This window comes from Pseudomonas sp. LBUM1640, assembly GCF_059716225.1.
Genome location: NZ_CP166816.1, coordinates 6,493,960 through 6,507,841, shown reverse-complemented (window position 1 = coordinate 6,507,841; position 13,882 = coordinate 6,493,960). Strand labels below are relative to the sequence as shown.

General features: G+C 60.3%; 13 protein-coding genes. 5 read left to right on the top strand and 8 right to left on the bottom strand.

The window, feature by feature from the left end; genetic code table 11:
• The first annotated feature begins 347 nt into the window (after positions 1–347).
• Positions 348–1,541 carry a hypothetical protein gene (locus ACA065_RS29010; RefSeq protein WP_497692530.1) on the top strand — a complete coding sequence of 398 codons (1,194 nt, stop codon included), beginning with the start codon at positions 348–350 and terminating at the stop codon, positions 1,539–1,541.
• A 13-nt stretch (positions 1,542–1,554) separates the two neighbouring features.
• Here ACA065_RS29010 and ACA065_RS29005 read toward each other — a convergent pair whose 3' ends face one another.
• On the bottom strand, positions 1,555–2,751 hold the full coding sequence (locus ACA065_RS29005) for an MFS transporter (protein ID WP_497692529.1): 1,197 nt from the start codon (positions 2,749–2,751) through the stop codon (positions 1,555–1,557).
• Between the two features lie 202 nt (positions 2,752–2,953).
• On the bottom strand, positions 2,954–4,150 hold the full coding sequence (locus tag ACA065_RS29000; protein WP_178966048.1) for a class I SAM-dependent rRNA methyltransferase: 1,197 nt from the start codon (positions 4,148–4,150) through the stop codon (positions 2,954–2,956).
• Positions 4,151–4,446: 296 nt separating this feature from the next.
• Here ACA065_RS29000 and ACA065_RS28995 point away from each other — a divergent pair, with 296 nt between their 5' ends.
• Both ACA065_RS28995 and mutM read left to right on the top strand, forming a co-directional pair.
• Complete coding sequence (locus tag ACA065_RS28995; protein WP_497695434.1) at positions 4,447–5,259, top strand: HDOD domain-containing protein; 813 nt, start codon at positions 4,447–4,449, stop codon at positions 5,257–5,259.
• A gap of 21 nt (positions 5,260–5,280) precedes the next feature.
• Positions 5,281–6,093, top strand: a complete 813-nt coding sequence (mutM, locus tag ACA065_RS28990) for a bifunctional DNA-formamidopyrimidine glycosylase/DNA-(apurinic or apyrimidinic site) lyase (RefSeq protein ID WP_497692528.1) — start codon at positions 5,281–5,283, stop codon at positions 6,091–6,093.
• Between the two features lie 133 nt (positions 6,094–6,226).
• Here mutM and ACA065_RS28985 read toward each other — a convergent pair whose 3' ends face one another.
• The 5 genes from ACA065_RS28985 to ACA065_RS28965 all read right to left on the bottom strand — a co-directional run bounded on the left by ACA065_RS28985 (position 6,227) and on the right by ACA065_RS28965 (position 10,978).
• Positions 6,227–6,478 (bottom strand): YfhL family 4Fe-4S dicluster ferredoxin, encoded by a 252-nt coding sequence (locus tag ACA065_RS28985; protein ID WP_003213796.1) that lies wholly within the window; start codon positions 6,476–6,478, stop codon positions 6,227–6,229.
• A gap of 226 nt (positions 6,479–6,704) precedes the next feature.
• On the bottom strand, positions 6,705–7,184 hold the full coding sequence (coaD, locus tag ACA065_RS28980) for a pantetheine-phosphate adenylyltransferase (RefSeq protein ID WP_003176711.1): 480 nt from the start codon (positions 7,182–7,184) through the stop codon (positions 6,705–6,707).
• Between the two features lie 114 nt (positions 7,185–7,298).
• Positions 7,299–8,894: a GMC family oxidoreductase gene (locus ACA065_RS28975; RefSeq protein WP_497692527.1), complete on the bottom strand. Its 1,596-nt coding sequence runs from the start codon at positions 8,892–8,894 to the stop codon at positions 7,299–7,301.
• 82 nt (positions 8,895–8,976) lie between these two features.
• Complete coding sequence (locus tag ACA065_RS28970; RefSeq protein ID WP_497692526.1) at positions 8,977–9,522, bottom strand: twin-arginine translocation pathway signal protein; 546 nt, start codon at positions 9,520–9,522, stop codon at positions 8,977–8,979.
• A gap of 28 nt (positions 9,523–9,550) precedes the next feature.
• Positions 9,551–10,978: a coniferyl aldehyde dehydrogenase gene (locus ACA065_RS28965; protein WP_497692525.1), complete on the bottom strand. Its 1,428-nt coding sequence runs from the start codon at positions 10,976–10,978 to the stop codon at positions 9,551–9,553.
• A gap of 146 nt (positions 10,979–11,124) precedes the next feature.
• Between ACA065_RS28965 and ACA065_RS28960 the strand changes: the two genes are divergently transcribed.
• Both ACA065_RS28960 and ACA065_RS28955 read left to right on the top strand, forming a co-directional pair.
• The gene (locus ACA065_RS28960; RefSeq protein ID WP_497692524.1) at positions 11,125–11,796 is read left to right on the top strand and encodes a TetR/AcrR family transcriptional regulator; all 672 of its coding nucleotides are present in this window, start codon (positions 11,125–11,127) and stop codon (positions 11,794–11,796) included.
• Positions 11,797–11,829: 33 nt separating this feature from the next.
• Entirely contained in the window at positions 11,830–12,684 is an 855-nt protein-coding gene (locus ACA065_RS28955; protein ID WP_497692523.1) for a sulfurtransferase, read from the top strand.
• A gap of 120 nt (positions 12,685–12,804) precedes the next feature.
• On the opposite strand, the gene ACA065_RS28950 is transcribed toward ACA065_RS28955, so the two are convergent.
• Entirely contained in the window at positions 12,805–13,800 is a 996-nt protein-coding gene (locus ACA065_RS28950) for a hydrolase (RefSeq protein WP_497692522.1), read from the bottom strand.
• Between the last annotated feature and the right edge of the window lie 82 nt (positions 13,801–13,882).

Sequence of the window (13,882 nt, the reverse complement as noted above, 5' to 3'; positions counted from 1 at the left end):
GCTAAAGGGGAAGTGAGCTTCTATTGACGTCTGGAACACTCAGAAAATGGCCGTGTGTCCAAACGTTGCCACTCGCGTCGCGGGATCGCCGCTTGCTTGGGCCTCGAGCTCATAAACCCGCCGGGGGATGACTGGCGATGAATAGCGTCGATTCTACACCGCTGGCGGCGGGAGGGAATGGGCAGGTGTGAGCGCCGGATGCGTGGGCTCGCGGTTTCAGACCGTCTGTCGACGCCGGACAAATCTCTCTCGCTGATAAGTCAGGGCCTACAAGGGCCGATATCTAGCGCAATGTAGCCTGTTTAGACTCGCCGGCTTCGGCCTACACACCGGCCAAAGGAATTTGAATGCCCGGTATCAATCGTTTTTTTTGGTTTTGCCTGCTGATCGGCCTGTTTCAGGGCATGGTGTTCTATGGCTCCGATTTGTTGTTTTTCGTGGGTGAAACGTTCTTTCTTTTCACTTGGACTCTGCTCTTGGTGGGGGGTACCGCGTTGCAGCTGCTGGGGGAACAAATCCGGCAGTGGCGCTCTGTGCTGGCTGTGTTTACGTTCACTTTGTTGATGGGCGGCATGACGCTATGGGTCAGTTACGGGACCGAGCCTGCAGGTATCAGTGGCGCGCGTGTCGATTCCTGGATCCTCAGCCTGGTGCCGCTCGCGACTATCGGCGCCTGCTTTTTATCTGCCTGGCCCGCCACCAAGGGGCAGCGCTGGCGGTATGAGGAGTTGTCTCGGAAAGCGTGGAACAGCGTGCTCATTGTGCTGTTCGCACTGATCCTGATGGGGCTGTATATCGCGCTGGTCATGCTCTGGGGTCGGCTGATGCAGATAGTGGGCATCGAGTTTTTCAAGCGCCACTTCTGGCGCGAATTCTTCATGTGCGTCAGCCTGCCGATGGTGTTCTCGCTGGGCATGTACCTAGGCACACGCAACGAAAAAACCATCGGCCTGATACGCAATATGCTGTTTGGCGCCTGTAGATGGGGGTTGCCTTTGATTGCACTGATCAGTGTGTTGTTTATCCTAATGCTGCCGTTCATTGGGCTCGCCCAGGTCTGGGCTACGGGTTATTCAATGCCGATTTTGCTGGGGTTGTGCGCTGTCCAGTTGTTCTTGCTTAATGGTGTATTTCAGGACGGCAACCAACCCAGCCCCTACCCAAAATGGTTGGTGCGTTTTATCGAGTTGAGCTTGCTGTGCCCTCTGATTTTGGCCGTACTGGCGTTTTATTCGACCTGGTTGTGGGTTGAGCAATATGGTGTGTCGACGCAACGTTTTATCGGCCTTGGGCTGGCGTTGCTAGGTGGCCTGTACGGTTTGGCAGCGGTGTGGGCAATGGTCTTGCGCTCGGCTGTCTGGCTCAGCAACTTGCGCGTGACTAACCCGGCAATAGCGTTGCTGACTTGCGTGTTGTTGGTGTTGATCAATACGCCGCTCCTCGCCCCGACGTGGCTCGGAGTCAGCTATCAGGAGCGGCACGTGCTCGACGAGCGCACCACGTCTGAAACGTTTGATTCGTGGTCCGAGGGCCCTGACTAAACACCGAAAGCCGTTATCGTCGCCCGATCCGCCTATTGGTCAGCAGCCCCCAAAGGCTGAGCCCGATGAAACTGATGGCGATGGTCATGAGCAGATGACCACCTGTCTGAGTCAATGCCGCACTGCTGACGGCAGCGGTGATGAACATGATGCTGTTGCCGGCCGAGGCTGCAGTGCCGGCGCTGCTTGAAAACAGCAACATCGCTGCCGAAATGGCGGCTGGCCGCACCAGCGTCACGGCCAGGGCACTGATCAGCATGGGAATGAGCAGGGTGATGGTCGTTATGGCTTCGTAGTGGATGATCAGCGCCAGCAGCACGCCAGACACACTGAGCAAGCCGAGGCCGATGTTGATTTGTCGCGGCAGTGAGATGCGCTTTTGCAGATACGACGCCGCCACGCCGCCGAACAGATAGGCCAGGCCGTACACCATCAGCACCAAGGCGTATTGGTATTCGGACAGCTTCAACTCATCCATGAAAATCAGCGGTGTCACGCTGATCAACGCGAAATAACAGGCGAACACCAGCGCGGCGATCCACCAATAGCGCAGGAAGTCTCGATTGCGGGCGACGGCTTTCAGTGTGCCGATGACCGACACCGGCGCGCGGTGCGGGCTGGCGGACTTGGACGCCAGGGTGAAGAACGCATGGATCAACATGCCCAGCGCCATCAGGGCGAAACCATAGAAGCTGCCTTGCCAATCGAAGGTGGTTTGTAGCCAGGAGCCGATCAGTGGCGAGAGCGCGACAAACGAGCCGCTCAGGGTCATGTAGTAGAGGCGCACGCGGGCTCGGTCCTGTTCCTCGAACAGGTCTTCCACCAGTGCGTGGCCCAGTACGAAGAACCCGCAACCCATGGCCTGCAGCGTGCGAAACATCAGGAAGGTCAGGTAATTCGACGCCAATGCGCATCCCATCGCCCCCACGATCGACAGCGTGATGCAGCCCATCAGGACTTCCTTGCGCCCCCATTTGTCCGACAGCGGGCCGGCGACCAGTTGTGAGATCGAAAAGACCAACGTGAATAAACTGATGGAGAGCGCGATGTCTGCCGTAGGCGTGTCGAACCTGGCGGCGAGCGCGGGAAACGAGGGCAGCAGAATATTGATCGGGAAGAAGCTGATCAGTGAAATGCAGGTGATGAGGATGAAGCGTGAGCGCTGTTGGCGTTTTACGTCGCCAGTGGGTTGGGCGTAGGACTCAGACATTGTTGTTGTTTTCCGGAGTGATTCCAGAAACCGATACTAGCCTGCGAAATGTGGAATTCAATCAAAACCGTTTCGCACGCCACGCAAAAAAATGTGGGAGCTGGCTTGCTCGCGAATGCGCAGTGTCAGTCAATACATTCATCGACTGACACACCGCCTTCGCGAGCAAGCCCGCTCCCACATTTTGATCTGCGCTTATAGCTTAGCTATTTGGCAGCAACCGGCAGGTAATGCTCTTGATGTAGCGCGTCTCGGCAATCGCCGGGTGCACCGGGTGATCCGGGCCCTGGCCGCCGCGTTCGAGCATCTGGATATTGCGGTCCAGGTGACGGGCGCTGGTCAGCAGGATGTTTTGCAGGTCGTCTTCCGGCAGGTGCATCGAGCACGATGCGCTGACCAGGATGCCGTCTTTGCTGAGCAGGCGCATGGCTTGCTCGTTCAGGCGGCGGTAGGCGCCTTCGCCGTTTTTCATGTCTTTTTTGCGTTTGATGAAGGCCGGTGGGTCGGCGACGATTACGTCGAAACGTTCTTCGCTGGCTTTCAATTCTTTCAAGGCCTCGAACACGTCGCCTTCGATGCAGGTCATTTTCTCGGCAACGCCGTTCAGTGCCGCGTTGCGCTCCACGCCGTCGAGGGCGAAGGCGGAGGCGTCGACGCAGAACACTTCACTGGCGCCGAAGGCTGCGGCTTGCACGCCCCAGCCGCCGATGTAGCTGTACAGGTCGAGTACGCGTTTGCCTTTGGCATACGGGGCCATGCGGGCGCGGTTCATGCGGTGGTCGTAGAACCAACCGGTCTTCTGGCCCTGGATCACCGGGGCTTCGAATTTCACGCCGTTTTCTTCCAGCGCCACCCACTCCGGCACTAGGCCGAAGACGGTTTCGACGTAGCGGTTGAGGCCTTCGGCGTCGCGCGCGGCGGAGTCGTTCTTGAACAGGATGCCGCTTGGCTTGAGCACCTGGGTCAGGGCCGCGATCACGTCTTCTTTGTGGGCTTCCATGGTCGCCGAAGCGATCTGGACGACCAGGATGTCGCCGAAACGGTCAACCACCAGGCCTGGCAGCAGGTCGGAATCGCCGTACACCAGGCGGTAGAACGGCTTGTCGAACAGGCGATCACGCAGCGACAGCGCGACGTTGATGCGGTGCACCAGCAGCGACTTATCCAAAGGCAACTTGATGTCGCGCGACAGCAGGCGTGCGCAGATCAGGTTGTTCGGGCTCATGGCCACGATGCCCAGGGTCTTGCCGCCGGCCGCTTCCAGGATAGCCTGGTCGCCCGCCTGGAAGCCGTGAAGTGGGGTGGCTGCCACGTCGATTTCGTTGCTGTAGACCCACAGGTGGCCGTTGCGCAAACGACGATCGGCGTTGGCTTTGAGACGCAGGCTTGGCAGGGACATGACGTCGCTCCGGAAAAAAGAGCGGGAGTATACCGTGTTGTGCATGAATTCGCGGCGCCGCCGGACATGTGGGAGCGGGCTTGCTCGCGAAAGCGGTGGATCAGCCACTGTATTCGGTGACTGACACCGAGCTTTCGCGAGCAAGCCCGCTCCCACATTTGATCTGGTTTCAGTTCGGCATTTGGGTGTCGGTCAAGTCTTCATAAGGGTTAGAATCCCCGCCTAGCCCAGAGTGTGTACTTATGTCCCAAGAGCTTTCCGCCGAACAGATCCAACAGGCCCTGCAAGGCATCAGCGTGCCGCCTCAACCGCAAATCATGGTGGATTTGCAGATGGAGCAGTACATGCCCGACCCGGACCTGGAAGTGATCGCGCGGTTGATTTCCCAGGACCCAGGCCTGTCTGGCGCCTTGTTGAAAATCGTCAACTCGCCGTATTACGGCCTGAGCAACAAGATCGCCTCGATCCAGCGTGCGGTAAACCTGCTGGGCAGCCGCTCGATCATCAACTTGATCAACGCGCAGTCGATCAAAGGCGAGATGAGCGACGACACCATCGTCACCCTCAACCGCTTCTGGGACACCGCCCAGGATGTGGCCATGACCTGCCTCACGCTGGCCAAGCGCACCGGCTCGCAAGCTGTCGACGAGGCGTATGCCCTGGGCCTGTTTCACGATTGCGGCGTGCCGTTGATGCTCAAGCGCTTCCCCAATTACATGGTGGTGCTCGAAGAGGCCTACGCCAATGCTGGTGCCGACTGCCGCGTAGTCGATACCGAGAACAATGCGTTCAACACCAACCATGCCGTGGTGGGTTATTACACCGCCAAATCCTGGCGCCTGCCGGAGCATGTGACCGACGCTATCGCCAACCACCACAACGCCCTGGCGATTTTCAGCGATGAGTCGTCGCGTAATCCGCAACTGAAAAACCTGCTGGCGATCCTGAAAATGGCTGAGCACATCTGCTCGTCCTATCGCGTGCTGGGCAACCAGACCGTGGACCATGAGTGGAATGCCATCGGCCATCTGGTGCTGGATTACGTGGGCCTGTCGGACTACGACTTCGAAAGCATGAAGTTGTCGATCCGCGAACTGGGCGCGCACTGACCCTTTCTTCACGAGGTACACATGCCCGAGTTACCAGAAGTCGAAACCACCCGACGCGGGATTGCGCCGCATTTGGAAGGCCAGCGTGTCAGCCGCGTGGTGGTGCGTGAGCGGCGCCTGCGCTGGCCGATCCCGGAAGACCTTGATGTGCGCCTGTCCGGGCAGCGCATCGTGCTGGTGGAACGGCGGGCCAAGTACCTGTTGATCAATGCCGAAGTGGGCACGCTGATCAGCCACTTGGGCATGTCGGGTAATCTGCGTCTGGTGGAGGTCGGCCTGCCGGCGGCCAAACATGAGCATGTGGACATCGAGCTGGAGTCCGGCATGGCCCTGCGCTACACCGACCCACGGCGCTTCGGCGCGATGCTGTGGAGCCAGGACCCGCACAATCACGAGTTGCTGATTCGCCTGGGCCCGGAGCCGTTGACTGACCTGTTTGATGGTGAGCGGCTGTTCCAGTTGTCCCGTGGCAAGTCAGTGGCGGTGAAGCCGTTCATCATGGACAACGCGGTGGTGGTGGGCGTGGGCAATATCTATGCGACGGAGGCGCTGTTTGCCGCCGGGATTGATCCGCGTCGCGCCGCTGGCGGTATTTCACGCGGTCGTTACCTGAAGCTGGCGATTGAGATCAAACGCGTGCTGGCGGCCGCCATCGAACGTGGCGGCACCACGCTGCGGGACTTTATCGGGGGTGACGGGCAGCCGGGGTATTTCCAGCAGGAGTTGTTCGTCTACGGCCGGGGCGGCGAGGGGTGCAAGGTGTGCGGTGCGGAGTTGCGCAACGTGGTGCTGGGGCAGCGGGCGAGTGTGTTTTGCCCTAAGTGCCAGAGCTGAATGCTATGTGATGGCTGTTGCCGCCTTCGCGAGCAAGCCCGCTCCCACCTTCGACCGCATTCTTATGGTGGAACTCGGTCAACTGTGGGAGCGGGCTTGCTCGCGAAGAGGCCCCAACAGCCACTAAAGAGGCTCAGGCCTTACCGGTAATCAACCGGTACTTCTCCATCAACTGCTCTTCAGTCTCAGGGTGTGCCTCGTCCAGTGGAATGCAATCCACCGGGCACACTTGCTGGCATTGAGGCTCGTCGTAGTGGCCGACGCACTGGGTGCACAGGTTGGGGTCGATCACGTAGATCTCTTCGCCCTGGGAAATCGCAGCGTTCGGGCACTCGGGTTCGCAGACGTCGCAGTTGATGCAATCGTCGGTGATGATCAGGGACATGGAAACTCCTGCCAGGGCTGTCAGCCAGGGCATCTGAAAAACTAATGCGCACAATTGTGCCGCATTGGCGCCCGCAGTGCGAGCGTGTGGCAAGCCCGAATGTCGTTCGCAGTCTCGGTGGCGAGGGAGCTTGCTCCCGCTGGGGCGCGAAGTGGCCCCACTCTGCTGGAAAAGATGGGGACTGCTGCGCAGTCCAGCGGGAGCAAGCTCCCTCGCCACATTGAGCTTACTTCTTGAAGCGTAGGGTCAGCGCATCTGCGACAGCCGGGTGCACGAACTTGGTGATATCTCCGCCCAAAGCGGCGATTTCGCGAACCAACGTCGAGGAAATGAACGAATAACGCTCCGACGGCGTGAGGAACAGGCTTTCAACGTCCGGCGCCAGTTGGCGGTTCATATTGGCCAGCTGGAATTCGTACTCGAAGTCCGACACCGCACGCAGGCCACGCAAGAACACATTGGCGTTCTGCTCTTTGGCGAAGTGCGCCAGCAAGGTCGAGAAACCCACCACTTCTACGTTGGGCAGGTGCTTGGTGACCTCACGCGCCAGCTCCACGCGCTGTTCCAGGGGAAACAGCGGGTTTTTCTTGGGGCTGGCAGCGACCGCGATGATCACATGGTCGAACAGGCGAGAGGCGCGCTCGACCAAATCGCCATGGCCTTTGGTAATCGGGTCGAAAGTACCTGGGTACAACACTCGGTTCATCGCGTCGTCCTGGCGGAGTCCGTTGGGGAACCGGATGGTATCGCAGCCATCCCGGTCGGCCAAGTCAACTTATGCATAAGAAAGCCGTATAGACACCGCGAATACCCCATTTTTTCACGCTGTTTTCAGACGTTCGGCCAAGGCTGTCGCCAGTTGCGCGGTTAATCCATACACCGACAATTGCGGGTTAGCCCCAATGCTGGTGGGGAATAACGAGCCGTCGTGGATCGACAGGTTGCGCAACTGGTGATGGCGACCGAGGCTGTCGGCCACTGCGTTTTTCGGGTCTTCACCCATGGCACAACCGCCCATCACATGGGCGCTGCCCAGCGTGGTTCGATGCAATTCCAGGCTCAAGCCGTCAATCAGGCTGCGTGCCTCGGCCAAGGTGCTCACGTAACGTGCATCGTGGTGCAGCGGCTTGACCGACTTGGCGCCCGCCGCGAACTGAATCTCGGCCATGCTGTGGAAGGCGCGGCGCAGGCCATCCCAGGCGTAGGGTGATACCTGATAATCCAGCACCGGCGTGCCGTCCCCGCGCAAATCCACGGTGCCGCCTGGGCTGTCGGGGTGGAAACCGTCGCGCAGCAGCGCGAGCATGGCGTGGGTGTGGGGCAGTTGGCTCATGTCCAGTGCGTTGCCGGTGCCGTAGCCGCCGAACAAAGTGCTGGCCAATCCCGGGTGTAAGGGCGGTGCCTCCAGCTTGTAGGACATTTTGCCGGTGGTGCCGTCCAGCCATTGGAAGTGGTCGGAGTAGATCGACTGCGGCGCGCCGTAGAACGGGTTGATGACTTCGTCGAACTGCCCGGCGGAAAAATTCACCAGATGCAGGAATGTGCGCTTGCCCACGCGCGAATGCGGGTCGGGCGCGTCCGAACGCATCAGCAGTGCCGGGCTGTTGATACCGCCGCCCGACAGCACGTAATGCTTGGCCTTGACCGTGATCTTGCGCCCGGTCGGTGCCACGCAGCGTTCGTCCATCGCCACGCATTCCAGGCTGCTGATGGTGTCGCCGCTGTACTTGAGGCGTTCAGCGCGGGCCAGATACAGCAGCTCGCCGCCTTTCTCCAGCGTGGACGGGATGGTGGTCACCAGCATCGATTGCTTGGCGTTGACCGGGCAACCCATGCCGCAGTAGCCCAGGTTGAAGCAGCCCCGCACGTTACGCGGGATCACGTGCCAGCTGTAACCGAGTTTTTCACAGCCTTTGCGGATCACATCGTTGTTGGCATTCGGTGGAATGGCCCATGGGGCAATGCCCAGGCGCTGCTCCATCTTCTCGAACCATGGCGCCATCTCGGCGCTGCTGTGGCCTTTTACCGCGTATTCACTGGCCCAGTGGGAAAGAGTGGCGTCGGGCGTACGAAAGCTCGACGTCCAGTTGATCAGCGTGGTGCCACCTACGGCACGGCCTTGCAGGATGGTGATCGCGCCGTCCTTGCTCATGCGGCCAATGCCTTCCTGGTACAGGCTGGCGTAGGCCTCGTCTTCGAGCAGCTTGAAGTCGCTGCTGGTCTTGAGCGGGCCCTCTTCGATCAGCAGCACCTTGTAACCGGCGGCGCTGAGGATTTCGGCGGTGGTGCCGCCACCGGCGCCGCTGCCGATGATCACCACGTCGGCTTCCAGGGTCAGGTCGCTGTCTAGCGCTGCGCCATTGTGGGTTTTCCAGCCGCGGGCCAGGCCGTCGCGGAACAGATCGGGTACGGGCATAGGTGTGCACTCTTATTTTTGTACGAAGTTGCAACCAATGTGGGCGCTGGCAAGCCACACATTTTCGATTGGGTTATCAGGGCTAGATTTTGGGTGGGCCGGGATAGCCGCAATGCGCCCAGGACTCTGGGCGCAAGTACCACGCCATGATCACCAGCTTGAGCAGCGAGCCCTGGCCCATGCGCAGCAAGTTCAGGTAGCTGTTTTCCCAGCGGTGCAGGAAGTTGCCGATCTGCTCACTGCTGGCGTTTTCCCAACGGCCCCAGATACCGGTCAACGGGCCACGGGTGATGCCCATGCTCAATACGTCGAACAGCTGCTGGGTGAGCTTGAACATCTCCGGTGACAGGTGCTGCAGGCTGTAGTCGAGCTTTTTCAGGGTGTCTTCGATCCCGGCGACCACTTCCTGGGCACTGGCCGCGCCTTCGAGCAGCACCGGGATCACCGCGCGCAAGAACGGCAAGTCACTGCTACGCAGCATGGCAAAGCCGCTGGCCGGGGTGCTGCTGGAGCAGCCGCTGAGGCTGGCGCCGAGCCCGGCGGTGGCCAGGAAAGCGCTGGCGCACAGGCCGATTTTGAGGACGCCGCGCCGCGACAGCGCAGGTGTTTCAGTCAGGCTGGGGTTCATTGTTATTGTTATCCCGAGAGTGGCGGAATCAGCGAACAAACAGCTTTTGAATCAACTTTTGGATCGACTTGCCGTAGGGCGGGTAGATCAACTTCGCCGCATTCAGGCGCTGTTTCACCAGCACACCCTTGGCCTTGCTGAAGGTGAGGAACCCTTCGTGGCCGTGGTAGTGGCCCATGCCCGAAGGGCCGATGCCGCCGAAGGGCATGTCGTCCTGGGCCACATGCAGCAAGGTGTCGTTCAGGCACACACCGCCGGAGTGGGTCTCGTGGAGTACGCGGTTTTGTTCGCGCTTGTTGTAGCCAAAGTAATACAGGGCCAATGGGCGAGGGCGCTGGCTGATGTAGGCAAACGCCTGGTCGATGCCGCGATACGGCACGATCGGCAGCACCGGGCCGAAGATTTCGTCCTGCATCACGGTCATTTCATCGCTGACATTCAGCAACAGGCTGTGGGCCATACGCCGTGCCTGGCCCTGATCGTAAAGCGCAATCAGGGTGGCGCCTTTGTCGGTGGCGTCCTTGACGTAGGCATTCAGCCGAGCCTGTTGCCGCTCATTAATGATGGCGGTGTAGTCCGGGTTGTCGGCCAGGGTCGGATAGAACCTGCGAACCGCCTTGCTGTAGGCCTCGACGAACCCCTCGACGCGGTCTTCCGGCACCAGCACGTAGTCCGGCGCCACGCAGGTTTGCCCGGCATTCAGGCATTTGCCGAAGGCGATGCGCTCGGCGGCGTCCTTGAGCGGCACGTCGGCGGAAACGATGGCCGGCGACTTGCCGCCCAGCTCCAGCGTTACCGGCGTGAGGTGCTCGGCAGCGGCGCGCATCACGTGCTTGCCGATGCTGGTGGCGCCGGTAAACAGCAGGTGGTCGAAGCGCAGCTTGGAAAACGCCATGCCCACTTCGGCTTCACCCAGCAGTACGCACACCAAGTCTTCGGGGAAGATTTTCGCCAGTAGTGCCTTGAGCAATTCACCCGTGGCGGGCGTGGACTCGCTGAGCTTGAGCATCACCCGGTTGCCCGCCGCCAAAGCGCCGACCAGCGGGCCAATGGCCAAATACAGCGGGTAGTTCCACGGCACGATCACCCCGACCACGCCCAGCGGTTGATAGATGACTTTGGCCGACGCGGGTTGGAAGGCAATGCCTACGGCGCGGCGGGAAGGTTTCATCCAGCCTTTAAGGTGTTTGCTGGCGTAGTGAATGCCATGCAGGCTGGGCATCAGTTCGGCGAACAGGGTTTCGTCTGCGCTGCGGTGGCTGAAGTCTTGGCTGATCGCGCTGATCAACCCCTCGCGTTCGTCGCTGAGCACGTCGCGCAAGGCCTTGAGCCATTGCTGGCGCTGCGCGGCCGGTGGCATCGGGTTGGCGGCATAAGCGCGGCGCTGGGCGTCGAACAGGTCCTGGAGTTGATCCAGCGCCTGGGAATCTTGCAGATAGGCAATGGTGGCAGACATGGCGCAGTTCCCAATTGTTATAGGTCTGCCTGGATTTTTAGAGTCATTGCTCTAAATTGTCAAATGTCATTGCAGCAACATGCGGATTTATCCAAACAAGGATAGGCCGTAAGATGCCCCATCACGTGTATAGAAGCTGATCCCCTATGGCACCACGAGTAAAGACCAGCGAGCGCATTGTGCAAACCAGCCTGGAGCTTTTTAACCAGCAGGGCGAGCGCAGCGTCAGCACCAACCATATTGCCGCCCATATGGAAATTTCCCCGGGCAACCTGTACTACCACTTCCCCAACAAGCAGGCGATCATCGCCGTGCTGTTTCGCGAATATGAAGCCCTGGTGGACAGTTTCCTGCGCCCGCCCCAAGGCCGCGCCGTCACCGTCGAAGACAAGCGCTTCTACTTGCAGGCCGTGTTGGCTGGCATGTGGCGCTACCGCTTTTTGCACCGCGACCTCGAACACCTGCTGGAAAGCGACCCGGAACTGGCCACCGGTTACCGGCGGTTTTCCCAGCGCTGCCTGATCCAAGGCGGCGCCATCTATCAGGGGTTTGTGGATGCGGGCATTCTCACTATGGACCCGGTACAAACCGAGGCCCTGACCCTCAATGCCTGGATCATCCTCACTTCGTGGGTGCGTTTTTTGTGCACCACCAATGAAAACTCCACCCATTTGAGCGCTGAGGCGATCAAGCGCGGGGTGTATCAGGTGCTGGTGCTGGAGGCGGGGTTTGTCACACCTCAGGCGAAAGAGGCGGTGGATGCGCTGTTCAAAGAGTTTTATGTGCCGTTGAACCAGGCACTGGAAGAAGTGAAGTAGGACCTTTCCCGAAACTGTTCACAGGAGTCCGTCATGCCGCTTGCCCAACTGATCAGCCCCCAGCAACTCGCCGAGCGCCAGAAGGCCGGCAGGTTGGTAATCCTGGATTGCCGCTTTGCCCTGGAAGACCCGGACTACGGGCTTTGCAGCTATGCCGAAGGGCATATCGAAGGCGCGCAATACGCTGACCTGGAACGCCACCTCAGCGGTCCGGTGACCAAAGGCGTGACCGGCCGGCACCCATTGCCAGTTGCGCACACGTTCACTGAGCAATTGCGTGCCTGGGGCATCAATGCCGACACCGATATCGTGCTGTATGACGACGGCCCCGCTGCCTATGCCGCCCGCGCCTGGTGGCTGCTGGCCTGGCTGGGCAAGCGTGATGGCGTGTTTATTCTGGACGGTGGCCTCAAGGCCTGGCACGCAGCCGGCTTCCCTTTGAGCCTGGATGGGCCAGTGGTTGAGCCGGGAATGTTTGTCGGAGCGCCGGACAATCACCTGCTGCTGGACGCCGAACACCTGCAAAAACGCCTGGGCGAACCGGGCATGACCTTGATCGATGCCCGCGCCCAGCCGCGTTTCCGTGGCGACGTGGAGCCCATCGACCCGATTGCCGGGCATATTCCTGGCGCGCAATGTGCGGCGTTCAATGAAAACCTGGGCAGTGATGGCCGCTTCCTGCCGGCCGAACAGCTTAAGCAGCGTTTCGCCACGCAGTTGCGGGGCCGTTCGCCGGATGAGCTGGTGGCGTACTGCGGTTCGGGCGTGACAGCGTGCCACAACCTGTTCGCCCTGAGCCTTGCGGGTTACCCGTTGGGCAAGCTGTATGCGGGGTCGTGGAGCGAGTGGATTACTGATCCTGCGCGAGGAATTGCGACGGGCGACTGATTTGCCTGGCCTGCAAACCCAATCAAACTGTGGGAGCGGGCTTGCTCGCGAAGGCGTAGCGTCAGTCGACACTTCATTGGCTGAACCACCGCCTTCGCGAGCAAGCCCGCTCCCACAGTTTTAACCGTGTTGTGTCAGTAACCATTGTGGGATTCGGCGTTCCAGGTAGTAACTAGGGCGCTTGAGCGAACCCTCAACAAACCCCACGTGCCCACCCTTGGCCACCAACTCGAACTCGGTGCAGTCCGACAGTTCGCTGGCCTCCGGCAAACTATGCGCGAACACAAACGGGTCATCCGCGGCCTGGATAATCAGCGTGGGCGTGCGAATTTCACCCAAGTAATATCGGCTCGAGGCACGACGGTAATAGTCCTCGGCGCTGAGGAAGCCGTGCAGTGGCGCCGTCACCCGCCCGTCGAAGTCCCAGAACGTGCGCATCTTCTCCAGCGAGCCAAGCGCCTCAAGGGCTTTGAGCCCGTCCGCTCGGCCATCCAGTAAAAAACGGCTTTGTTTGACGCGGATATACGCCAACATTTCGCGCATAAAGTGCTTTTGATAAACCCGCGAAAACCCCAGCCCGATACGGTCCGCACATTGATCCAGCCGAAACGGCACCGATACCGCCGCCGCGCCTTGCAACCCACAGGCTATGCCGGTTTCCCCCAAGTGCTTGAGCAGCACATTGCCCCCCAGCGAATAACCCACGGCATACAGCGGCGCCAACGGCCGCTTGGCGCGCAAATGGGCAATCGCCGCCGCGAGGTCTTCGCTGGCGCCCGAATGGTAACTGCGCGCCAAGAGGTTTGGCTCGCCCGAGCAGCCGCGCCAATTCAACGCTGCGCTGGCCCAACCTTGGGCGGCGAGGACTTTTTGCAGCCCTGCCACGTAGGGCGAGTTGGATGAACCGGTCAGCCCATGCAGCACCAGCACCAACGGCGCTTGCGCGTCATGGGGGCCATGCCAGTCGAGGTCGAGGAAGTCGCCGTCGTCCAGCCACAGGCGTTCGCGTTGGCGTTCGAGATGCGTGGTGGGGCGCCACAGCGGCCCCCACAGCGTTTGCAAATGGGGGTTGCCGAGACCGAAGGCGGGTTTGAACAGGTCGGAAGAAGGGGTCATGTCACTCTCGGTAGCAAGCGAACTCACTGTGGCGAGCGAGCTTGCTCGCGCTGGGCTGCGCAGCAGCCCTAACAAGAACACC

Coding starts and splice junctions, on each gene's coding strand:
- ACA065_RS29010 (WP_497692530.1), top strand. CDS start 348: ATGCCCGGTATCAATCGTTTTTTTTGGTTTTGCCTGCTGATCGGCCTG.
- ACA065_RS29005 (WP_497692529.1), bottom strand. CDS start 2,751: ATGTCTGAGTCCTACGCCCAACCCACTGGCGACGTAAAACGCCAACAG.
- ACA065_RS29000 (WP_178966048.1), bottom strand. CDS start 4,150: ATGTCCCTGCCAAGCCTGCGTCTCAAAGCCAACGCCGATCGTCGTTTG.
- mutM (WP_497692528.1), top strand. CDS start 5,281: ATGCCCGAGTTACCAGAAGTCGAAACCACCCGACGCGGGATTGCGCCG.
- ACA065_RS28985 (WP_003213796.1), bottom strand. CDS start 6,478: ATGTCCCTGATCATCACCGACGATTGCATCAACTGCGACGTCTGCGAA.
- coaD (WP_003176711.1), bottom strand. CDS start 7,184: ATGAACCGAGTGTTGTACCCAGGTACTTTCGACCCGATTACCAAAGGC.
- ACA065_RS28975 (WP_497692527.1), bottom strand. CDS start 8,894: ATGCCCGTACCCGATCTGTTCCGCGACGGCCTGGCCCGCGGCTGGAAA.
- ACA065_RS28970 (WP_497692526.1), bottom strand. CDS start 9,522: ATGAACCCCAGCCTGACTGAAACACCTGCGCTGTCGCGGCGCGGCGTC.
- ACA065_RS28965 (WP_497692525.1), bottom strand. CDS start 10,978: ATGTCTGCCACCATTGCCTATCTGCAAGATTCCCAGGCGCTGGATCAA.
- ACA065_RS28960 (WP_497692524.1), top strand. CDS start 11,125: ATGGCACCACGAGTAAAGACCAGCGAGCGCATTGTGCAAACCAGCCTG.
- ACA065_RS28955 (WP_497692523.1), top strand. CDS start 11,830: ATGCCGCTTGCCCAACTGATCAGCCCCCAGCAACTCGCCGAGCGCCAG.
- ACA065_RS28950 (WP_497692522.1), bottom strand. CDS start 13,800: ATGACCCCTTCTTCCGACCTGTTCAAACCCGCCTTCGGTCTCGGCAAC.